The 21130-nt window shown below is 70.8% G+C and carries 18 protein-coding genes; 8 read left to right on the top strand and 10 right to left on the bottom strand.

Going from position 1 to position 21130, the window contains the following annotated elements; translation table 11 throughout:
• Positions 1–812: aldo/keto reductase (locus ESO86_RS02035; RefSeq protein WP_129233232.1), on the bottom strand; the 812-nt coding region annotated here is incomplete at its 3' end.
• Positions 813–1001: 189 nt separating this feature from the next.
• Here ESO86_RS02035 and ESO86_RS18520 point away from each other — a divergent pair.
• Together ESO86_RS18520 and ESO86_RS02030 are read left to right on the top strand one after the other, a co-directional pair.
• A complete protein-coding gene (locus ESO86_RS18520; protein ID WP_165307224.1) occupies positions 1002–1328 on the top strand; it encodes a YciI family protein in 327 nt (108 codons plus the stop codon).
• Between the two features lie 197 nt (positions 1329–1525).
• On the top strand, positions 1526–2428 hold the full coding sequence (locus ESO86_RS02030) for a right-handed parallel beta-helix repeat-containing protein (RefSeq protein ID WP_129233231.1): 903 nt from the start codon (positions 1526–1528) through the stop codon (positions 2426–2428).
• A gap of 83 nt (positions 2429–2511) precedes the next feature.
• Here the strand turns inward: ESO86_RS02030 and ESO86_RS02025 are convergent, their stop codons facing one another.
• The gene (locus tag ESO86_RS02025) at positions 2512–3303 is read right to left on the bottom strand and encodes a Pr6Pr family membrane protein (RefSeq protein WP_129233230.1); all 792 of its coding nucleotides are present in this window, start codon (positions 3301–3303) and stop codon (positions 2512–2514) included.
• Positions 3304–3477: 174 nt separating this feature from the next.
• Positions 3478–4404: a LysR family transcriptional regulator gene (locus ESO86_RS02020; RefSeq protein ID WP_129233229.1), complete on the bottom strand. Its 927-nt coding sequence runs from the start codon at positions 4402–4404 to the stop codon at positions 3478–3480.
• Positions 4405–4497: 93 nt separating this feature from the next.
• Here ESO86_RS02020 and ESO86_RS02015 point away from each other — a divergent pair, with 93 nt between their 5' ends.
• Together ESO86_RS02015 and ESO86_RS02010 are read left to right on the top strand one after the other, a co-directional pair.
• On the top strand, positions 4498–6246 hold the full coding sequence (locus ESO86_RS02015; RefSeq protein WP_129233228.1) for an L-aspartate oxidase: 1749 nt from the start codon (positions 4498–4500) through the stop codon (positions 6244–6246).
• 151 nt (positions 6247–6397) lie between these two features.
• Positions 6398–7921 carry a PxKF domain-containing protein gene (locus tag ESO86_RS02010; protein ID WP_129233227.1) on the top strand — a complete coding sequence of 508 codons (1524 nt, stop codon included), beginning with the start codon at positions 6398–6400 and terminating at the stop codon, positions 7919–7921.
• A 63-nt stretch (positions 7922–7984) separates the two neighbouring features.
• Here ESO86_RS02010 and ESO86_RS02005 read toward each other — a convergent pair whose 3' ends face one another.
• Together ESO86_RS02005 and ESO86_RS02000 are read right to left on the bottom strand one after the other, a co-directional pair.
• Positions 7985–8626 carry a response regulator gene (locus tag ESO86_RS02005; RefSeq protein ID WP_242492158.1) on the bottom strand — a complete coding sequence of 214 codons (642 nt, stop codon included), beginning with the start codon at positions 8624–8626 and terminating at the stop codon, positions 7985–7987.
• Positions 8620–9981: a sensor histidine kinase gene (locus ESO86_RS02000; RefSeq protein ID WP_129233226.1), complete on the bottom strand. Its 1362-nt coding sequence runs from the start codon at positions 9979–9981 to the stop codon at positions 8620–8622. Before ESO86_RS02000 ends, ESO86_RS02005 begins: the two co-directional genes overlap by 7 nt.
• 245 nt (positions 9982–10226) lie before the next feature.
• Between ESO86_RS02000 and ESO86_RS01995 the strand changes: the two genes are divergently transcribed.
• Positions 10227–10634, top strand: a complete 408-nt coding sequence (locus ESO86_RS01995; RefSeq protein ID WP_129233225.1) for a VOC family protein — start codon at positions 10227–10229, stop codon at positions 10632–10634.
• A gap of 209 nt (positions 10635–10843) precedes the next feature.
• Here ESO86_RS01995 and ESO86_RS01990 read toward each other — a convergent pair whose 3' ends face one another.
• The 4 genes from ESO86_RS01990 to ESO86_RS01975 form a co-directional block, all read right to left on the bottom strand.
• Positions 10844–11200, bottom strand: coding sequence for a putative quinol monooxygenase (locus ESO86_RS01990; RefSeq protein WP_129233224.1), 357 nt, complete (start codon positions 11198–11200; stop codon positions 10844–10846).
• Entirely contained in the window at positions 11197–12012 is an 816-nt protein-coding gene (locus ESO86_RS01985) for an ATP-binding cassette domain-containing protein (protein WP_129233223.1), read from the bottom strand. The genes ESO86_RS01990 and ESO86_RS01985 overlap by 4 nt, the downstream gene beginning before the upstream one ends.
• Positions 12009–13049, bottom strand: coding sequence for an ABC transporter permease (locus tag ESO86_RS01980; protein WP_242492157.1), 1041 nt, complete (start codon positions 13047–13049; stop codon positions 12009–12011). The genes ESO86_RS01985 and ESO86_RS01980 overlap by 4 nt, the downstream gene beginning before the upstream one ends.
• A 122-nt stretch (positions 13050–13171) precedes the next feature.
• Positions 13172–14269: a substrate-binding domain-containing protein gene (locus tag ESO86_RS01975; protein ID WP_129233221.1), complete on the bottom strand. Its 1098-nt coding sequence runs from the start codon at positions 14267–14269 to the stop codon at positions 13172–13174.
• A gap of 174 nt (positions 14270–14443) precedes the next feature.
• On the opposite strand from ESO86_RS01975, the gene ESO86_RS01970 reads away from it, so the two are divergent.
• The 3 genes from ESO86_RS01970 (at position 14444) to ESO86_RS01960 (ending at position 19527) form a co-directional block, all read left to right on the top strand.
• Positions 14444–15448 carry a LacI family DNA-binding transcriptional regulator gene (locus ESO86_RS01970; protein WP_129233220.1) on the top strand — a complete coding sequence of 335 codons (1005 nt, stop codon included), beginning with the start codon at positions 14444–14446 and terminating at the stop codon, positions 15446–15448.
• A 1-nt stretch (position 15449) separates the two neighbouring features.
• Positions 15450–16373, top strand: a complete 924-nt coding sequence (locus ESO86_RS01965; RefSeq protein ID WP_129233219.1) for a PfkB family carbohydrate kinase — start codon at positions 15450–15452, stop codon at positions 16371–16373.
• A 214-nt stretch (positions 16374–16587) separates the two neighbouring features.
• Positions 16588–19527, top strand: a complete 2940-nt coding sequence (locus ESO86_RS01960; RefSeq protein WP_129233218.1) for a GH32 C-terminal domain-containing protein — start codon at positions 16588–16590, stop codon at positions 19525–19527.
• 59 nt (positions 19528–19586) lie between these two features.
• Here the strand turns inward: ESO86_RS01960 and ESO86_RS01955 are convergent.
• The coding region (locus ESO86_RS01955) for a glycoside hydrolase family 68 protein (RefSeq protein ID WP_207206981.1) at positions 19587–21130 on the bottom strand (1544 nt) is incomplete at its 5' end.

Here is a 21130-nt window from a genome sequence, read left to right as displayed (position 1 = left end):
ACGAACGCCGCGCGCAGCTCGTCGTCGACGGCGAGGTCGACGGCGGCCAGCGAATCGAGGACCGAGTCGATGCGGGTCGAGCCGATGACCGGCCAGGCACCCGGCATCGCGTCGAGCATCGCCGCGAGTGCGGCGCGGTGCGCCGAGACGCCCCGGTCGCGTGCGATCGCCGCGACGTGCGGCACGTGCGTCGCGAGCGGGTCGGCCTTCGGCCCGCCGAACGGCGCATAGGCGAGGAACGGGATGCCGGCGTCACGGCAGTAGCGGTACTCGGTCGCCTCGTCGATGCCCAGCGCGAGCCGGTTCTCGACGGCGTCGAGCGGCGTGATCGAACGCGCTCGGTCGAGCTGCTCGACCGTCGCGTTCGACAGGCCGATCGCCTGCACGACGCCCTCGTCGCGGAGCGCCGCGAGCTCGCGGACCGGGGCGTCCAGGTCGTCGACCCGATCGGTCCGGTGCAGGAGCAGCAACGACGGCGGAGCCTCGAGCACCTCGCGGCTGCGGAGCGCGTCGGCGCGGACGCGCTCCGCGCTGGTGTCGGAGTCCCACGCGGCGCGGCCGAGCCGGAAGTGCCCGGCCTTGGTGATGATCGGGATGCCCGGCGATCGCAAACGGGCGTGCTGCGCGATCCGCTCCCCCGCCGCATCGTCGTCGATCGTGGCATAGGCGCGAGCGGTGTCGATCGCGGCCACTCCGGCGTCGACGGCCGCACGGACGACCGCGAGCGCCCCGTCGATCGTGGCGCCCTCCTTGAGCACGAGGGAGGCGACGCCGAGCACGATGCCCGGAGCCGGCAACGCGAACCCGGTCATGCGATGCCTCGCTGCGATGCGGATGCCACGCCCGTAACCTACCCCGATCCGGCCATCGTCAGCAGCATGCGGCCGAGACGTCGGCGGATGCTGCGGCGCGACGCCGTCCGGAGTAGCGTCTGCCCCGATGGCGCGCGTCGACGCTCGTCACGAGGTCGGCGCCGCGCACCTGACGAAGGGGAAGCGAAGATGGCGAAGTACCTCGTGCTGTACCGGGCCGACGTCAGCGCGGAAGAGCAGATGCAGCAGTCGCCCGAGGAGGGCCAGGCCGAGATGCAGGAGTGGATGGCCTGGGCCGGGAAAGTCGGCGAAGCGCTCGCCGACTTCGGCTCGCCGGTCGGCAACGGTCGCTCGGTGGCCGCGTCGGGCGCGTCCGCGTCATCGTCGGATGTCGCGGGCTACTCGATCGTCGAGGCGGCGGATGCCTATGCGGCCGTCGCCCTCATGGACGGCCACCCGCACCTGAAGATCGGCACCATCGAGGTGCTGGAGGCGCTCGAGATCCCCGGCATGTGAACGCGGGCGCGGCGGGCGCCCGCACTGACCCATCGACTCGGGAGACGGTGCCGCGCACCCCCAGTACGCGGCGCATCCGCCCGCGGCTCGGTCGATTCGCTTGACCGCCCTGATCAGCGCTTCTAGCGTTGGCCTCGCGACCCGGCCGGGCCGTACCGAACGCCGTCGGTGCTGACGGCGAGGGGAAGAGGTTCGCGATGTCCATCCTCACGCGCAGGGCCGCCGCCGCGGCATCCGCCCTGGCTCTCGCCGCGACCGCGGCACTCGTCGGAAGCGCGCCCGCATCGGCGCTCGACGGGCCGGAATGCGGCGACGTCATCATGGTCGACACCGTGCTGACCGCCGACCTCGTCTGCGACGACTCCTCCGACGGGCTCGTGATCGGCGCCGACGGCGTCACCCTCGACCTCGGCGGTCACGCCATCTCGGGTCCCGGAGCGTACGCGACACCGTGGGCCGCCGTCCGCACGGCAGGCCGAACCGGCGTCACGGTGACCCACGGCACGGTGACCGGATTCCAGGCGGGCGTCGTCCTCGACCAGTCGTGGGGAGCCACCGTGAGCAAGCTCAACGTGGTGGCCAACGACCAGGGCGTCAACCTCGCCGGTGGCGGCCAGCACCTCGTCGCGAAGAACACCGTCTCGGCGAACGGTCGCGACGGCGTGCGCCTCGGCCTGAGCACCGGCAACATCGTCACGCAGAACACCGTCGACGGCAACACGTGGGGCATCTCGGTCGCCGACGGATCGCAGGACAACGCGGTGTCGCGCAACGTCGTGACCGGCTCGAGCCAGCACGGACTCGCGGCCTTCGGCTGGGCGACCGGCACGTCGTTCACGCAGAACCGCGTGAGCGCCAGCTGGAGCGACGGCATCGTCGTGAGGAACGAGACGTCCGGGACGACGCTCTCGCAGAACGCGAGCTGGGCGAACGGCGGCGCGGGGCTCCTCGTGGCGAACAGCCTCGTCGTGAAGAACACCGCGGTGGACAACGCGGGCCAGGGCATCGTGGCCGTCGCCTCGACCGACGGCGGAGGCAACAAGGCCGCGGGCAACCTCACGGAGCCGCAGTGCTCGGGCGTGACCTGCACCGCGCCGTGACCGCCGATCGCTGATCGCCGATCAGCAGCGGATGCCGCGGGGCAGCCCCGCGGCATCCGCACTGTTCCGACTCGGGTTCGCGCTCAGCCCACCGACGGTCCCGACGGGCGGCGGCGGCACCGGAACCATGCGACGACCTGGCCCGGGAGCGCGCTGATCCGCACTCGTGCCGCTCCGACGTGGGCGGCGGCGTAGCGTCCGCGGGACCGACCGATGCCGATGATCGCGACCCCGAGCAGCAGGAACGCGAACAGGATCCCGCCGATGTACCCGAACGCCGACCCGTACCCGGCGATGTGCGGGTCGAGGAATCCGTACGGGTACCACCACTCCGCGCTTCCGTCCGGGTTCGGCACGAGCTCCCCCCGCAGCATCGTGTAGACCGTCCAGACCAGCGGATAGCTGACGATGACCGCGAGCGACCGCCAGGGAAGCCCGCGACGCCTGGAGGCGAACAGCAGGTCGAGCACGAAGTACGCGGGCAGGACGACGTGCAGGGTCTCGGTGGCCCACGAGTCCAGGTTCGCGACCCAGAGCGGGTCGGTCGCAGCGATGGCCGGCGGCTCGCCGCGCAGCAGCACGTTGAACACGATGCCGAGCAGGATCACCGGGCCGGTCACCGCGGCGATCGCCAACGCGATGCCGACCGGTTCGGGCGACGTGCCGGGGTGCCGGCGCATCCAGTGCGCCGCGACCGACAGCACCACGATGCTGAGGATCGACGACACGATCGTGAACATGCTGAAGTAGTTCGCCAGCACGAGCCCGAGCTCCTGGCCGTCGCGCAACGCGCGATCGACGTTCACCAGAAGTCCGGCGAGGACCCCCGTACCCGCGACGATCGCGGCGGCGATCCTGAACCATACCCAACGCATGAGACCCCCCAGTTCCACTGCAGTCGAGTTCGGGTTGGGGAAGTTGTAGCGCCTCGCGCGACCCGACTGCGCGAACTCTGGCTCAAATCTTGAGGAAACCTCGGCAGAATGCGCGCATCGCTGTGGAACAGCTCCAAACGACACCACCCGATGGCGATCGAACGCGCAGTCCGGTCAGGTCGCCACCCGCATGGTCTCGCCCGCCCTGGCGGCGAACGCCGTCGCCTCCGCCGCGATCGTCCGCCGCATGACCTCGACGGCCGCGGTCGGTGCGACGTCGGCCGGTCGCGCCAGGCTGATCGTGCGGTCGAGTGCGCGCTCGCCGAGCCGCACCGAGCGCAGCTCGGGCCGGTCGATGAGCACGAGGGCGGGCACGATCGCGACGCCGAGCCCGCGCTCGACGAACCGCAGCACCGCGTCCATCTCGGCGCCCTCGAGCACGACGTCCGGTTCGAGCGACGCCGCCCGGAACGCGGCATCCGTCGCGGCCCGCAGGTCGTAGGTCGAACTGAAGACGACCTGCGGCAGCCGCGCGACCTCGGCGAGCGAGATCGTCTCGCGATCGGTGACCGGCGGTGCGGCGGCGGATGACACGACCACGAGCTCCTCGACGAGCAACGGGGTCACCGTGAAGCGGCCCGGGGCCGTGGCATCCGTCGTCGTCACGAGCGCGAGGTCGAGCTCGCCGCCGGCGAGCTCGTCGAGCAGGCGCCGCGAGCCCTGCTCCGAGAGGTGCAGCTCGATGGCGGGGTGCTCGGCGTGGAAGGTGCTGAGCACCTCTGCGACGAGGCTGATGCAGAGCGTGGGTGTCGCGCCGAGCCGCACGCGGCCGCGCTCGAGGCCCGCGAGCTCGGCGAGTTCACGTCGCACCGACTCGGCGTCGGCGAGCATGCGCCGGGCGAGCGGCAGCAACGACTCCCCCGCGACCGTGAGGGTCGAGCCGCCGCGGGCGCGGTGGAAGAGCTCGGCCCCGAGATCCTGCTCGAGCGCGGCGATCTGGCGGCTCAGCGAGGGCTGGGCGAGGTAGAGCTCCTCGGCGGCGCGCGTGAAGTTGCCGAACCGCGCGACCTCGACGAACGACCGGAGCTGCTCGAGGTTCATGGCGGTAGCGTACGCGTTCGATAGCGCGTGTGCATGGTATTCAGTCGGAAGATGCATTGGACGCATCGGTGCCGCGAACCTACCGTGGAACGCATGACCACCGCAGCCAGCACCGCTTCCGAGCGCCAGATCTCCACGACCGTCCTCGTCATCGGCACGGGCGGGTCGGGCCTGCGCGCCGCCATCGAACTCGCCGAGGCCGGCGTCGACGTGCTCGCACTGGGCAAGCGCGCGAAGTCCGACGCGCACACCTCGCTCGCGGCCGGCGGCATCAACGCGGCCCTCGGCACCATGGACGCCGACGACAGCTGGCAGCAGCACGCCGCCGACACCCTGAAGGAGAGCTACCTCCTCGCCGACCCGCGCACGGTCGAGACCGTGACGAAGGGCGCGGCCCGCGGCATCCAGGACCTCGAGCGGTACGGCATGCCGTTCGCCCGCGAGGAGGACGGGCGCATCTCGCAGCGCTTCTTCGGCGCGCACACGTTCCGCCGCACCGCGTTCGCGGGCGACTACACCGGCCTCGAGATCCAGCGCACGCTCGTGAACCGGGCCGCGCAGCTCGGCGTGCCGATCCTCGACACCGTCTACGTCACGCGCATCCTCGTGAACGACGACGGCGCGGTCTTCGGCGCCTACGGCTTCGACCTCGAGGACGGCACCCGGTACCTCATCCACGCCGACGCGGTGATCCTCGCCGCCGGCGGCCACAACCGCATCTGGCGCCGCACGTCGTCCCGCCGCGACGAGAACACCGGCGACTCGTGGCGCCTCGCCGTCGAGGCGGGCGGCCGGGTGCGCGACCCCGAGCTCGTGCAGTTCCACCCGTCGGGCATCCTCGAGCCCGAGAACGCCGCCGGCACGCTCATCAGCGAGGCCGCCCGCGGCGAGGGCGGCATCCTCACCAACGCCCTCGGCGAGCGCTTCATGGCGAAGTACGACCCGGAGCGCATGGAGCTCTCCACGCGCGACCGCGTCGCCCTCGCCGCCTACACCGAGATCAAGGAGGGCCGCGGCACCCCCAATGGCGGTGTCTGGCTGGATGTCTCGCACCTGCCCCGCGAGACGATCATGCGCCGCCTCCCCCGCGTCTACCAGACCATGCTCGAGCTGCAGATGCGCGACATCACGAAGGAGCCCATCGAGATCGCGCCCACGGCCCACTACTCGATGGGCGGCGTCTGGGTGCGGCCAGACGACCACGGCACCGACGTGCCCGGCCTCTACGCGATCGGCGAGGCCTCCTCCGGCCTGCACGGCGCGAACCGCCTCGGCGGCAACTCGCTCATCGAGCTGCTCGTGTTCGGCCGCATCGTCGGCCAGGCCGCAGCGGGGTACTCGCGCGGGCTCACCGCGCAGCAGCGCTCGGCGGCCGCGGTGCAGGCTGCGCGCGCCGAGATCGACGACCTGCTGGCAGCGGATGGCCCGGAGAACGTCCGCGCACTGCAGCGCGCCATCCGGAACACCATGACCGAGCACGCCGGCGTGGTCCGCGACGAACAGGGCCTGCTCGCCGGCCTCGCCGAGCTCGACGCGATCGAGGCCCGCATGGCCGACATCGGCGTGCACCCCGACCTCGCCGGATACCAGGACCTCGCGCACGCCTTCGATCTGAAGTCGGCTGCGCTCGCCGCCCGTGCGACCCTCGAGGCCGCCCTCGAGCGACGCGAGACCCGCGGATGCCACAACCGCTCCGACCACCCCGAGACGGATGCCGCCCTGCAGGTCAACCTCGTGTGGTCCCCGACCACGGGCGTGACCCGCGAGTCGATCCCCCCGATCCCGGAGGAGATCGCGGCGCTCATGCGCGAAGTGTCGACGGTCGGCAAGCTCGTCGAGTAGCCACACCCCACCTCTCTACCCCCCGTTCGGGTCGATGTTCAGGGATTTGAACGCGCGACCTGTTCCGGGGGCGTGCGGCGATCCATACCGTCGAATGGACGGCCGCTCCGGCATGGGGCTCGCCGGACGGACCAGAGAGCAGAACGAGCCCATGAATCGAAGCCTGAAGCGCGCGGGCATGACCACCGCGGGCGCCCTCCTCACCATCGCCGCTGTCTTCGGCAGCAGCCTCGCGGCCCACGCCGACACGATCGCCGATTCCATCGAGGCGACGGATGCCCCGCTGACGCTCGTCGCCGGAAGCTCGGCGACGCAGAGTGCCGGAATCCGTCTCATCGGGAACAGCGCGGGAGGCGGGGGCGGCATGGGAGGCGACCCCGACTCCGGCTGCAATATCGACAGCGGGGAAGCTCCGCTCAAGCTCGACATCGTCACTCCCGCGGGCATCACCGCGAACCCGGATCCGCTCGAGATCACGGACTGCGGCGTCGACTTCACCGTCACGTTCTCCGCCGCGTCGAACGCAGTCAGCGGCAACGCCACGGCGACGATCATCTCCGGACCCGCCGGGGGCGGGCTGTACCACAACCTGGTGTCGATCCCGATCGTGGTGACCCAGTCGCAGCCGACCAACACGAAGCCGACCGTCGTGGTCCAGGGCGTCTCGGCGCAGGAGTACGAGATCGGCTCAGTACCGGCGGCCACGTGTGCGGTGACGGACGCCGAGGACGGGCCGAGTTCGTTCCCGGCGACCCTCTCGAACACGCTGGTGCACGGCATCGGCACGCAGACCGCCACCTGCGACTACACCGACCTCGGCGGGCTCGCCGCTGACACGGCCTCGGTGACCTACACCGTCGTCGACACCGGCGCGCCGACCATCGGACACGTGCTCGACCCCGCCGCCGCCAACGCGAACGGCTGGTACAAGACGCCGGTGAGCGTGACGTTCTCCTGCGACGACGGCACCGGGTCCGGCATCCAGTCCTGCGGGCCCAACGCCGTCGTGCTCGAGGGTGCGAACCAGACGGTCACGGGCACGGCGGTCGACTGGGCCGGCAACACCGCCACCGACACGGTCTCGGGCCTCAACGTCGACCTGACGAAGCCGCAGGTCGGGTTCGCGGGCGGGTTCGGCTCGTCCTACTACTTCGGCCAGGTGCCGGCCGTCCCGGCCTGCGACGGATCCGACGCGCTTTCGGGTCTCGCCTCGTGCGACGTCTCCGGCTACAGCACCGCGGTCGGGTCGCACACCCTGATTGCGACCGCGACCGATCGGGCGGGCAACGTGGCGACGGCGGAGCTCTCGTACACGGTCCTGAGCTGGACGCTCGCCGGCTTCACCGCCCCGGTCGACATGGGCCGCACCTGGAACACGGTCAAGGGCGGGAGCACGGTGCCGCTGAAGTTCGAGGTGTTCGCCGGCGCCACGGAGCTCACCGACACCGCTGTGGTCGACCGGTTCACCGCGACGCCGACGCTCTGCCCCGGCGCCGATGCCCTGACTGATGCGATCGAGTTCACGACCACCGGCGGCACCGCGCTGCGATACGACGTCACCGGCGGCCAGTTCGTCCAGAACTGGGCGACCCCGAAGAAGCCCGGCGCCTGCTACCTGGTCACGATGACCACGGATGACGGATCCTCCATCACCGCGGGCTTCATGCTGAAGTAGGTCGCGTCGCACCTGCCCCCACGATCGATGGCCCCGGAGACGCCTCCGGGGCCATCGGCGTCGCTACTCCTCGAGCAGGCGGAACGCGCTCGCGCGGTCGGTGACCGCCAGCTTCCGCAGGACGGACGACACGTGCACGCGCACCGTCGTCGGCGACAGGAACAGCCGGGCCGCGACGTCGTCGGTGCTCTCGCCCCGCCGGAGCAGGTCCATGACCTCCCACTCCCGAGTGCTCAGCTTCGACGCGGCCGCGGAGCCCCGTCCGAACCGGCGTCGCGCAGGGCCACGGAACTCGTCGAGGATCCGCGCCACCAGGGCCGGCGGCATCGCCGCCTCGCCCGCCAGGACGCCGCGGAGGGTGTCCGCGAGCGACTGCGGTGCGGCATCCTTCAGCAGGTACCCGGCCGCGCCGGCCCGCAGCGAGTCGAACAGGTCGTCGTCCTCGCGCGACTGGGTCAGCATGACGATCGCCGTGGTCGGGACGGCGCGGCTGATCGCCTCGGCGGCGCGGATGCCGTTGCCGGGCATGTGGATGTCGAGGAGCGCCACATCGGGACGGTGATCGATCACGAGCTCGACGGCCTCGTCGGCGGTGGCGGCTTCGCCGACGACGCGGCATCCGCCCGATTCGAGCCCCCGGCGCACGACGGACCGCATCGCCGCATGGTCGTCGGCGAGCACGACGGTGATCGACTCGGCTACCACGTCACGATCACCGTGCTTCCCTCACTGGGGGCGGACTCGATCCGCATCGACCCGGGCAGGCCCTTCGCCCGGTCGCGCATGCTGACCAGCCCGTACCCGCCCGACGACGCGCCCGCGTCGACCGCGAAGCCCGCACCGTCGTCCTCGATGGTGAGCCGCCGCGCACCGTCGGGCCCGACCAGGCGCACGCGCACGAGTCGCGCGTCGCCGTGGCGCACGGCGTTGACGACGGCCTCGCGCATGATCCGCACGAGCGCGTGCCGCTGGTCGCGGTCGGCCGCGATCGAGTCGTCCACGTCGACCTCCAGGCGCACGTCGTAGCGGGCGGCGAGCTCGCGCGCCGCACGGTGGAGCACGTACCCGAGCGGCTCGTCGTCGACGCTGCCGAGTGCACTCACCGCCGCCCTCGCCTCGTCGAGCGCGCGCACCGCGGCATCCGTGATCTGCTTCTTCGACGCGGCCGCATCGGGCAGCATCGCCGACTCGACGCGGATGTACGCGAGCTCCTGCATCACGCCGTCGTGCAGCTCACGTGCGAGGCGGCGGCGGTCCTCGACGACCGCGACCTGCGTCTGCGCGATCCAGTACAGCTGCAGTTCCCGGAGCGCGCCCACGAGCAGCAGGACGTAGCAGGCGGTGCGCAGCACGTCGCCCGTGTAGAGCCAGTCGGTGTAGAGCGACGGGTAGAGCAGGTAGTTCAGCCGCGCGAACCCGGCCAGCGTCGCTGCCGGGGCGAGCCACCGCAGGAGCTCGTCGTTCCGGCGCGCCGCCTGCCGGGCGACGATGATCGAGGCGACGAGGAAGGAGAGCGCCCCGATCGCCTGCCCGGTGAGCAGCAGCGGATGCCCCGCCAGGACGGGCGCCACCGCGGAGCTCGCGGAGAAGTCCTCGCCCAGCGCGACCGGCAGTCCGCTGGACGCCGCCCACCCGGCCGCGGCGACGACGAGGATCAGGAGCACGGGCGCCGCGAGCGACCAGGAGCGGAGCCGTCGCGGGCCGAGGCGATCCCCGGCGAGCGCGGCGGCGAGCACCAGCACCGCCCCGATGACCCGCACGGTCAGCGGCACCCAGACGTTCAGGCGTCCGTCGCGGATACCGGCGACGTCCTCGATCAGGTAGGTGACGATGAGCCCCGCCAGGCCGAGCAGCACGAGCCCCTCGCACAACAGCCAGTCCTGCAGCCGGCGCCGGCGGACGAAGCGATTGTGCAGCAGGTAGGCCACGAGCAGCGCCACGAAGCCGTCGATCGAGTCGAGCACGAGGTGCAGCGACCGGTTCGGGAACCCGAACGCGAAGTACGGGCTCCACAGCAGCGTCGCCGTGATCAGGATGCAGAACACCCACGTCGCGATCATCAGCCACGACCACGCGCGCGGATGCGACCGACCAGGTGCCGTCGGCGATCCGGCGCTCGACGCGCCGCCGTCGGCCCCAGCCGGGCGCGACGCGAACGGACGCGAAGCCGTCGTCCCGACGTCGTCACTCACGAACACAACCCCCGGTGCGCTCAGCGCGGCCGCCGCGCCGCTCAGTGGGGCGAGTCTACTGGGCAGGGCCTCCGGGGAAGCCGGCGCGACTCGCGCCTCGTTAGGCTGGCCGGATGGCCCTCTTCGACCACGTCAGCATCAGCGTCGAGGACCTCTCCCGTTCGCTCGCCCAGTTCGATCCCGTGATGACGGCCCTCGGCTGCACGCGGCTCGACGCCGACAACGGGGTGTCCTGGTACAGGGGCAGGGAGGAGCTGGTCCTGCTCCCTGCCCGGGAGCGCGGCACGGGGCCGCACCGGCACGGCCGGGTCGGCTGGCAGCACCTCGCGTTCGCCGTGGACTCGCGCGACGAGGTCGATCGACTGCACGCGATCGCGATGGACGCCGGGTGGACGGCCGTCCGCGACCCCAAGCCCTACCCGCGCTTCAACGACCGCTACTACGCGTCGTTCGTCGAGGACGACAACGGGATCCGCTTCGAGTTCATGCACAACCCGCCGCAGGACGAGGCGACGGGCTGAATCCCGCCGGCCCAGGAGGTCGCACGGCGGATCCTCATCCTTGCGGACGTGGCCTGCTGCTCGGACATCGGTGACGCGACGCCCGCCCGAAGCCTCCTGGATCGTGCTCACCCCGGTCGTTCGCGCGGTCGCCGCAGCGCGTCGCAGTGGGCATGCGTACGGGCCGCGCGGGTCGGAACTCGCGCGGCCCGTCGAAGCCCGGTCGGCGGCTACTGCACCGGGCGCAGGAACCGCAGCACCGACCCGGTCGGCTCCGCGATCAGCGGTCCCAGCGCGGCGTTGAACACCGCTCCGTGGGGTTGGGCGAGATGCGACTCGAAGGCCTCCTCGTCTCGATACGACTCGACCACCACGAAGCGCCGCCCGTCGACACGAGGAGCGGAGGCCGCTTCAGCCACCGCGGGCGGGTCGACCACCGCGTAGGAGTCGAACACGAGGCATCCGGGCTCGGACCGCACGGCGATGGCCAGCTCGGCGATCAGAGCCTGGACCTCGTCCTCCCGACCGGGAAGCGCCGTGAACTCGGCGACGAGATCGACCCGACCGTCGTCGGCAGCGTCCGTCATCCCTTGCTCGCCCCCGTCATGATCGCCACTGCGTCCGTCATCGTGTGGGACTGCGGCGTGATCGTCGCCGCACGCTTGCCGAGGCGCTGCACGTGGATGCGGTCGGCCACCTCGAACACGTGCGGCATGTTGTGCGAGATGAGGATGACCGGGATGCCGCGGTCGCGCAGGCTCATGATGAGTTCGAGCACCTGGTTCGACTCGCGCACGCCGAGCGCCGCGGTCGGCTCGTCGAGCACCACGACCTTCGAGCCGAACGCCGCCGCACGGGCGACGGCGACGGCCTGCCGCTGACCTCCGGAGAGGTTCTCGACGGCGACCGTGACGTCCTGGAGCGTCGAGATCCCGAGCGACGTGAGCTCGCGCTTCGCGCTCTCCCGCATGCCCTTCTGGTCGACGAGGCGGAAGACCGAGCCGAGCACGCCCTTCTTGCGGATCTCGCGACCGAGGTAGAGGTTCGATGCGACGTCGAGGGCGGGCGAGACCGCGAGGTTCTGGTAGACGGTCTCGATCCCGGCGGCGCGCGCGTCCTGCGGACGCTTGAAGTGCACCTCGCGGCCGTCCAGCCAGATCTGCCCCTCGTCGGGGATCTCCGCGCCGGTCAGGCACTTGATGAGCGTCGACTTGCCGGCGCCGTTGTCGCCGATCACGGCGAGCACCTCGCCCGGGTAGAGCTCGAGGCTCACTCCGTCGAGGCCCACGACCCGACCGAACGTCTTGACCAGGCGACGTGCGCGGAGGATCGGCTGCCGGCCGTCCTCGCTCGCCGCGGCCTGCTCGGTCGTCTCGTTCACGGGCTGTCGGGCGTTCATGCGCGCACCTTCCTGATCCACTGGTCGACGGAGACGGCGACGACGATCAGCACGCCGACCGCGAAGGTCTGCCAGAGCACGTCGAGCCCCGCGAGGGCGAGGCCGTTGCGGAACACGCCGACGATGAGGGCGCCGAGGAGCGTCCCCCACACGGTCCCGCGCCCACCGAAGAGGCTGGTGCCGCCGATGACGACGGCGGTGATCGAGTCGAGGTTGAGGTCGGCGCCCGCGTTCGGGGACGCCGCGTTCGACCGGCCGATCTGGATCCACGCGCCGATCGCGATGATCGCGCCCGCCGCGAGGTAGACGCTCATGAGCACCCGGTTCACGCTGATGCCCGCCAGACGCGCCGACTCGCGATCGTCGCCGACGGCGTAGACGTGGCGTCCCCAGGCCGTCTTGTGCAGCACGTAGGACATGACGACGTAGAGCAGCAGCATCATGATCACGCCGACCGTGATGTTGACGCCGAAGAGCGGGAAGGTCGCGCCGGTCCACGTGAGCAGCTCGGGCATCTCGCCGCCCCGAACGGTCGCGCCGCCGGAGTAGAGCAGGGTGAGCGCGAGGAAGATGTTGAGCGTGCCGAGCGTGACGATGAAGGGCGGCAGCTTCAGACGCGTCACGAGTGCGCCGTTGAGCGCGCCGGCGGCCATGCCGACGACCAGCCCGAGGAACAGGCCGAGGACGGCGGGCAGTCCCATCTGCACCGTGGTCTGCGCGATCACCATCGAGCTCAGCACCATGACGGCGCCGACCGACAGGTCGATTCCCGCCGTGAGGATGATGAGGGTCTGCGCGACGGCGATGGTGCCGACGACGGCGACCTGCTGGGTGATGAGCGAGAGGTTCGTCGGGTTGAGGAATCGCTCGTTGAGCAGGCCGAACACGATCACCGCGACGACCAGCACGATGGCCGGGCTGATGGCCGGGTGCCGGTGCAGGGTGTTGCGGATGCGGCTGAGCGGGGTGGTTCGGTCGAGGAATTCCTCGGCCAGGTCGAGCGCCGATGTGGGCGGCTCGGTCGTGTGCTGAGTCACGTGGGCTCCGTTCGGATGGATCTGGAGAGGAGGAACGAGGGGTGGGCGGTGCGGGCCGGCGTCCGGCCGACGAGGGGGCGCGTCATCCGTGCCGGCCCGCATCGCTCACGCGGTCGCAGGGGTCAGCCCCAGCAGATCTCGGTCGCCTCGGCGGTGTCGATCGACTCGACGCCGTCCTGCGGGTCGTCGGTCACGAGTGCGACGCCCGTGTTGTAGAAGTCGAGGCCCTCGCTGACCTCGGGGGTCTCGCCGGTGGTGACGAGGTCGTAGACGGCCTTGACGCCGAGCTCCGCCATCTTCAGCGGGTACTGCTGGCTCGTGGCCCCGATGATGCCCTCGGTCACCGCGTCGACGCCCGCGCAGCCGCCGTCGACCGAGACGACGATGAGCCCGTCGGTGCTGCCCGCGGCCTTGAACGCCTCGTAGGCGCCGTACGCGGCCGGCTCGTTGATCGTGTAGACGACGTTGATGTCGGGGTTCTGCGAGAGGAGGGTCTCGGCTGCGGTGCGGCCGCCGTCCTCAGCACCCTGGGATGCCTCGTTGCCGACGATCTCGTAGTCTCCGCCCGAGTAGGTGCCGGTCGACTCCTCGTCGCCGTTCTTCGTCTCATCCGCGAGGTCGATCCCCATGCCGTCGAGGAAGCCCTGGTCGCGGGCGACGTCGACCGAGACGACCTTGTCGTCGAACAGGTCGATCATGGCGATCGTGGCCTTCTCGCCGTCGAGCTTCGCCGCGGCCCACGTGCCGATCTCCTGGCCAGCGAGGTAGTTGTCGGTCGCGAAGGTGATGTCGACCGACTCGGGGTCGGACGGGGGCGTGTCGAGCGCGATCACGTAGAGACCGGCGTCGCGGGCCTTGACGAGGGCGTCCTCGACCGCCGGGCCGTTCGGCGTGATGAGGATGCCGGCGTCGCCGCGGGAGATCGCGTTCTCGATCGCCTGGATCTGCGAGTCCTCGTCGCCGTCCTCGGAGCCCGCCGCGAGCGTCAGCTCGACGCCCAACTCGTCGGCGATGTCCTCGGCGCCCTGCTGCATGGCGACGAAGAACGGGTTGGTGTCGGTCTTGGTGATGAGCGAGACGCTGATCGTCTCGTCACCGCTCGCGCCCTGGCCGGAACCGCCCGACGAGGCGCAGCCGGTGAATGCGAGCGCGGCGGTCGCGGTGATGGAACCGGCGACGAGCAGTCGGCGGCCGAGCGCGCCGGAGCGTGCGTGATTCATCGGTGAATCTCCTCCTGGTGTGGGGGCATCGATGCCCGTTTGACAACGATGTCACGGTAGGTCTAGCGGATCGCGATGTGTATAGTCAAGTCCAACCCCCTCATTGGAGATCGAAACGTGACACCGTTGTCAACCAGTGGTGCAGCGCCCGAACCTGCCCGTGCGCGACCCACCATGCGCCATGTCGCGGCCCTCGCCGGCGTCGGCATCAAGACGGTCTCGCGCGTCATCAACGGCGAACCGAACGTCTCTGCGGCGACCACCGCGAAAGTGCTCGCCGCGGCGCGCACGCTCGATTACGAACCCGACCTGCAGGCCGGGAACCTGCGCCGTGCCGACGGCCGGTCGCGAACGCTCGGCCTGCTCGTGAGCAGCGTCGACAACCCGTTCGCCGGCTCGATGCACCGGGCCATCGAGGATGCGGCACTCGAGCGCGGCGTGGCCGTCTTCGCCTCGAGCCTGGACGACGACCCCGACCGGGAGCAGCAGGCGGTGTCGGCGTTCCTCCGCCGCCGCGTCGACGGACTCATCCTGACAACGGTGTCGGAGAGCCAGACCTACCTGGCGCCGGAGTTGCGCCGCGGCACCCCGGTGGTCTTCGTCGACCGGGAACCGGCCGGAATCACCTCCGACAGCGTGGTCAGCGACAACGCAGCGGGCGCGAGCGAGGCGACCCGGCACCTGCTCGAACGCGGCCATCGCCGCATCGCCTACCTCGGCGATCGTCCGAACATCCGCACGGCGCAGGAGCGCCGTCGCGGCTTCTTCGACGAACTCGGTTCGGCCGGCGTTCCGACCCGCGACATCCCCGTCATCGAAGGACTGCACGATGCCGAGTCCGCCCGGCTCGCGACCCTCGACCTGTTCCGCGACGACGAACCCCCCACGGCGGTGTTCTCGAGCCAGAACCTCGTGACCATCGGCGTCATCCGCGCCCTCCGCGAGCTCGGTCGCCACCGCGACACCGCACTGGTCGGATTCGACGACGTGCCGCTCGGCGATCTCCTCGAGCCGGGCATCACCGTGGTCGCTCAGGACCCTCAGGAGATCGGTCGCATCGCGGCCGAACGGATCTTCGCCCGGCTCGACGGCGACACCTCGCCGGCGACGCGGACGGTCGTGCCGACCCGGCTGATCGAGCGCGGGTCCGGCGAGATCACACCCCGACCGGAAGGATGACATGACCAGCTCCACCCCCCGCACCGCTCGGATCGCCGTCATCGGCGACGCGCTCATCGACGAACTGCGCGACCCGAGCGGCTCTCGGGAATTCGTCGGCGGTGCCGCACTGAACGTCGCGGTCGGCCTGGCGCTGCTGGGGCAGCGAGCCACGCTGATCGCCATGCTCGGAGATGACGAACCGGCGGAGCGGATCCGTGCGTTCCTGGACGAGTTCGGCGTCCAGCTCGTCGAGAGCCCGTCCGCGCTCGGCACATCGCGAGCCGTCTCCGATCGGTCGGAGGGAGGCGAGCCTCGATACGAGTTCAACGAGGCGGCACGCCACCGGCGCATCGAGTTCGGCGGAGACGTGCGCTCGGCCATCGACGAGGCCGACCTCGTCGTGGTCAGCTGCTATCCGTTCGACGATGATGAGCAGGTCGATGCCCTGCTCGAATCCGTCGCCGACTCGGAGCGGCGGCTCGTCGTGGACGGCAACCCGCGCGCGGGCATGCTGCGAGATCGCGCTCGCTTCCTCGCGAACTTCGAGCGGGCGGCGACCCGTTCGCTGCTGGTCAAGGCGGGCGATGAGGACGCCGACCTCCTCGCGGGAGAGGCGCTCGATGACTTCGTCGGCCGGTTCCGCGGCGCGCGTCACCCGATCGTGCTCTCGACGGCGGGCCGCGACGGTGCCACGATCATCGACGGCGAGGTGAGCCTGCACGCCGACGTCGTGGACCTTCCCGGCCCGGTCATCGACACGATGGGCGCCGGAGATGCGACGCTGTCGGCGGTCGTGCGGCGTCTGGCGCGCGACGGCGTGCCCGGCACTGCGGTCGAATGGGCGGACGTGCTCGACGAGGCCATGGGCATCGCGGCGGCGACCGTCCGGCACGACGGCGCACTGCTCCGGTCCCCGGGCACGGCGGAGATCGTTCCGAGCTGACGCGCCGGAGCGTCCATCGCGAACCCGTGTGCGGCGGGCGTCGTCCGTCGCGCCCGGTCGTCTTCGGTCGAGCCGGGCTGGCTCAGCCCGGCTCGGCGATCGTCGTCGCCGACCCCTTGAATTGTCCGCCGGACAATGCGTAGTGTCGCCTCCGATTCCTGACAACGATGTCACGTTTCGAACGTGACACGCGCAATGAAGGGCGAATCAGTCGATGACGACGGTATCAAGATGGAAGCCGCTCGCGATCGCTGCTGCGATCGCGAGCGCGACGGCACTGGGCGGCCTCCCGCCCGCGGCGGCGGAGACGGCGGTCGATCCGGCCGACGAGCAGTACCGCCCGTACCTGCACTTCTCCCCCGAGCAGAACTGGATGAACGACCCGAACGGCCTCGTCTACCACGACGGCACGTGGCACCTGTTCTTCCAGCACAACCCCGAGGGCACCAGGTGGGGCAACATGAGCTGGGGCCACGCGACGAGCACCGACCTCGTGCACTGGGACGAGCAGCCGCTCGCGATCCCGCAGACCTTCGATGAGGACGGCGTCGCCATCGAGGACATCTTCTCCGGCTCCGTGGTCGTGGATGACGGCAACACGAGCGGCTTCGGCACCGCCGACGACCCGGCCATGGTCGCGATCTACACGAGCGCCTACACGCCCGCGCACCCCACGCACGCCGGCATCCAGGCGCAGTCGCTCGCCTACAGCACCGACGACGGCCAGACCTGGACCAAGCACGAGGGCAACCCCGTGCTCGACCGGGGGTCGGCCAACTTCCGCGATCCGAAGGTGATCCGGTACAGCGATCCCACGAGCGGCGAGTCCTACTGGGTGATGGTCGCCGTCGAGGCGACGGAGTACAAGGTCGTGCTCTACCGGAGCGACGACCTCAAGAACTGGACCCACCTCAGCGACTTCGGTCCCGCGAACGCCACCGGCGGGATCTGGGAGTGCCCCGACCTGTTCCCGATGGCGGTCGACGGCGACCCGACGAACATCAAGTGGGTGCTCGTCGTGAACCTCAACCCGGGATCGGTCGCGGGCGGCTCGGGCGGGCAGTACTTCGTCGGCGACTTCGACGGCACGACGTTCACCTCCGAGAGCACGGTGACGGATGACGCGCTGCCGGCCGGGGACGTCTTCGCCTCGTTCGACGACGGGACGTGGGGCGACTGGGTCGTGGGCAACGAGCCGGGCAACTGGAAGGACGGACCGTGGGGCCTCCAGCCCGCATCCGGCACGCTTCCGGGCCAGAACCCCGTCTCGGGCTTCGTCGGCGCCGGGCTCGTCAACGGGTTCAACGACGGCGACTGGCCCGTGGGCACCCTCGAGTCGCCGACCTTCACCGTCGAGCAGGAGCACGTGAACCTCCTCGTCGGCGGCGGCGACCACCCGCACGTCGACGGCACGCAGCTCGGCAACGAGCCGCCCGCGGGCCGCCTGCTCTTCGACGGCTTCGAGTTCCCGGACGGCACGAACCTCGCCGACACGGGGTGGGAGGTCACCGGCGACTTCGCCGCCGAGCCCTGGCGCAACCCGTCCACCGCGGGCGGCGACTACTACCTCGGGCAGAAGCGCCTGAACACCTGGGAGGGCGGCCCCAAGGGCGACGACAACCTCGGCGACCTCACGTCGCCGGCCTTCACCATCGAGGCCGGCGAGGACCACCTCTCGTTCCTCCTCGGCGGCGGCAAGCGAACCGACGGGTCGCTCGAGGTCCGCCTGCTCGTCGACGGCGAGGTCGTCCGCGCGGCCACCGGCCCCGAGGCGGGGCAACTGAACTGGCGTTCGTGGGACGTCTCGGAGTTCGCGGGGAGCGAGGCTCGCTTCCAGGTGCACGACGGCGCGACGGGTGGCTGGGGTCACCTCACCGTCGACCACCTGGTGCTCGGCGGCGAGCCCGCGCTGGTGCGCTCCGACGAGACGTCGGTGAACCTCGTGGTCGACGGCGAGATCGTCCGCACGGCGACCGGACGCAACAGCGAGAACCTCGACTGGGTGAGCTGGGATGTCTCGGAGTACATCGGGCAGGAGGCATCCGTCAGGCTCGTCGACAACAACCGGTTCGGCTGGGGGCACATCCTCGTCGACCAGGTCATGTTCTCGGATGCCGCGGCCGCCCCGCGCATCGAGGGCTACGACTGGCTCGACTGGGGCCGCGACTACTACGCGACCGTGTCGTTCTCGAACGCACCCGACGACCGCCGGGTCATGCTCGGCTGGATGAACAACTGGGACTACGCGAACGACATCCCGACCGGTTCGTGGCGGAGCGCGATGGCGCTTCCCCGCGACGTGGAGCTCGTGAGCACCGAGCGCGGCCCGCGCCTCGCGCAGCGCGTCGTGCCCGAGTTCGCCGAGCTCGAGCGGCCCGACGTGGCCTATGCGGATGGCGCGCGGGCGATCGCCGACGGCGACGAGACGCTGCCCATCTCCGGCGACGTCGTGCGCATCGACGCGGTCCTGACCCCGGGCGACGCCGACGCGGTGGGCCTCAGCGTGCTGGGCGACGACGAATCGGCGACGCGGATCGGGTGGGACGCGGCATCCGCCCGCCTCTTCGTCGACCGCCGCGACTCGGGGAACACGGGCTTCCACCCGGCGTTCGCGTCGTTCGACGACGCCCCGGTCGCGCTCGCGGACGGGAAGCTCGCGCTGACGGTCTACGTCGACCGCGCCTCGGTCGAGGTGTTCGCCGACGGCGGCCGCACGACGATCACCGACCAGGTGTTCCCGAACGCGGGCGCCGACGCCATCGGGCTGTGGGCCGAGGGCGGTGACGCGTGGCTCGAGTCACTGACCGTCACGCCCATGCACGGGGCGATGTACCGCGAGGCCGGGGCGGATGGCGCGACCGCCGCACCGCCCACTGCCGAGGTCACGGTGCTCACCGGCCCCCGCAAGGGCCCGGATGCCGACGGCGACTTCGAGATCAAGGTGAAGGTCGGATTCGGCGAGCCGACCACCGTCGTCCGGCTCCTCGAGGGCGGCCGCGTGGTCGACCGGGAATACCGCACCGCCGACTCGGAGCGGACGTTCTCGTTCCTCGTCGGGGGCGCCTCGCCCGGCGAACATCGCTATGCGATCGAGCTGGAGAACTCGGCCGGCGTCACCGACGGGGGTGAGCACGTCGTGACGGTCGCCGGCTGAGCCGGAGCGGGCGGGATGCGGTGGTGCTGAGCACCGCATCCCGCCCGCCTGGTTCGGTGCTACTGCACCTTGCCGCCGGGGTTCACGGCGATGTTCGCCGGGATGTCGGCCCAGCCGCCGAGGCCGCCGTCGCCGTAGGAGTAGTCCACGGCCGACGAGGCGCCGTCGAGGTCGATCTTCACGGTCGGGGCGAGCGTGCCGCCGCGCACGAAGTCGTCGTGCGTGCCGATCGTGTCGATGAACGATTGCACCAGGCCACCGGGCATCACGTAGTGCGAGTACGCCTGGAAGTGGCCCGGGTGCTGGTTGTAGTCGGGCGCGAACGGCTGGCCGCCGGCGAAGTTGAGGTTCGTCGGGTTGCCGAGCGCCAGGCCGGATCCCTGGTTCAGCGGCTGGAAGTCGCTGCGGATGCCGTCGCCCACGAACGCGTAGACGCCCTCAGGACCGTCGATGCCGGCCGCGTAGGTACCGCGGTGGCTGATGGTGAAGAGGTACGCCTTGCCGTCCTTGAAGACGTACTGCGGGCGCTCGGTCTGGTCGGTGACGCAGTTCGCCGAGAGGACCGGGGGCAGGAACTCCCACTCGGTCAGTTCCGTGTTCTTCGCCTTGGCAAGGCCGACGTTCGCGATCTGGTACGTCGCGCCCGACGCGTTGACCTCGTCGACCGTCTCCGCGTAGGGGTCCCCATCCCGGTAGCCGAGGTCCTCCTCCGTGCAGTAGGCCTCTTCGCGCGGCATGGCCGTGTTGCCCTCGAAGACCATGTAGGTCTCGCCGGGGTTGTCCGGGTCCTCGAAGGTGAACGGGTCGCGGAAGTTGAAGAACTCGTTCTGCTCACCGGTCTGGTAGTAGGTGCCGTCGGCCTGCAGGAGGTCGTGGACCGTGTCGAAGCCGGTGAAGCTGACGCCGTGCTTGTTCGAGTGCAGCTTGCCGACGCTCAGCGCGATCCGCGGGTCGTAGGGCTTGATGTTGCTGCCGTCGGGGTTGCGGTAGAAGGCGACGTCCGTGAAGAAGAGCTTGATCTCGCCGCCCTTGAAGATGCGGGCGGAACCCGACCACTGGGTCTGGTGCGAGAACGACTGGTCCTCGAAGATCTGGCCCGTGACGCCCTCGTCGAAGACGAGGCCGCCGTACGTCCAGCCGCCGTTCTCCGGTCGCTCCTCGAAGGGGACTCCGGCAGGGCGGTAGAAGTAGCCGATCTTGGCGTAGTGGTGGCGCTCGTCGAAGTCGAGGCTGCGGTCGGCCACGAGCGAGAAGATGACCTCCCAGCCGTTGACGCTGTACTGGTTGCCGTCCTCATCGGTCAGGGGCCAGGTGTCCCAGACCCAGACCTCGCCGTTCGACATGTCGGGGAAGTCCTGCGGCACGGTCGGCATCGTGAGCGCTGCCGGCATCGAGTTCTCGCGCGAACCCGCGTCGGGGTCGGAGAGCCGCTTGATCTGTCGGGCGTCGGCCCGGGTCCACTTCGCGGTGAAGTCGGACTCGGGGTCGTAGGCCTCCTGGGTGTGGATCGTCGGCTCGGGCCCGGGCTGGAGCTCGGTCTCGGCGACGGCCGCCGGAGCGCCGGCGACGAGCGCGCCGGCGAGCACGCCGGCCGCGGTGAGGC

It is taken from the genome of Agromyces binzhouensis, assembly GCF_004135055.1.
Lineage (GTDB): Bacteria > Actinomycetota > Actinomycetes > Actinomycetales > Microbacteriaceae > Agromyces > Agromyces binzhouensis.
This window is presented reverse-complemented; position numbering and strand designations above follow the sequence as displayed.

Bases quoted from the DNA above. Each gene is read 5' to 3' on its own strand.
- ESO86_RS18520 (WP_165307224.1), top strand. From the start codon at position 1,002: ATGGCGAAGTACCTCGTGCTGTACCGGGCCGACGTCAGCGCGGAAGAG.
- ESO86_RS01990 (WP_129233224.1), bottom strand. From the start codon at position 11,200: ATGACGGACGCTGCCGACGACGGTCGGGTCGATCTCGTCGCCGAGTTC.
- ESO86_RS01970 (WP_129233220.1), top strand. From the start codon at position 14,444: ATGCGCCATGTCGCGGCCCTCGCCGGCGTCGGCATCAAGACGGTCTCG.
- ESO86_RS02020 (WP_129233229.1), bottom strand. From the start codon at position 4,404: ATGAACCTCGAGCAGCTCCGGTCGTTCGTCGAGGTCGCGCGGTTCGGC.
- ESO86_RS02010 (WP_129233227.1), top strand. From the start codon at position 6,398: ATGAATCGAAGCCTGAAGCGCGCGGGCATGACCACCGCGGGCGCCCTC.
- ESO86_RS01985 (WP_129233223.1), bottom strand. From the start codon at position 12,012: ATGAACGCCCGACAGCCCGTGAACGAGACGACCGAGCAGGCCGCGGCG.
- ESO86_RS01965 (WP_129233219.1), top strand. From the start codon at position 15,450: ATGACCAGCTCCACCCCCCGCACCGCTCGGATCGCCGTCATCGGCGAC.
- ESO86_RS02025 (WP_129233230.1), bottom strand. From the start codon at position 3,303: ATGCGTTGGGTATGGTTCAGGATCGCCGCCGCGATCGTCGCGGGTACG.
- ESO86_RS02015 (WP_129233228.1), top strand. From the start codon at position 4,498: ATGACCACCGCAGCCAGCACCGCTTCCGAGCGCCAGATCTCCACGACC.
- ESO86_RS01975 (WP_129233221.1), bottom strand. From the start codon at position 14,269: ATGAATCACGCACGCTCCGGCGCGCTCGGCCGCCGACTGCTCGTCGCC.
- ESO86_RS01960 (WP_129233218.1), top strand. From the start codon at position 16,588: ATGACGACGGTATCAAGATGGAAGCCGCTCGCGATCGCTGCTGCGATC.
- ESO86_RS02000 (WP_129233226.1), bottom strand. From the start codon at position 9,981: ATGATCGCGACGTGGGTGTTCTGCATCCTGATCACGGCGACGCTGCTG.
- ESO86_RS02030 (WP_129233231.1), top strand. From the start codon at position 1,526: ATGTCCATCCTCACGCGCAGGGCCGCCGCCGCGGCATCCGCCCTGGCT.
- ESO86_RS01995 (WP_129233225.1), top strand. From the start codon at position 10,227: ATGGCCCTCTTCGACCACGTCAGCATCAGCGTCGAGGACCTCTCCCGT.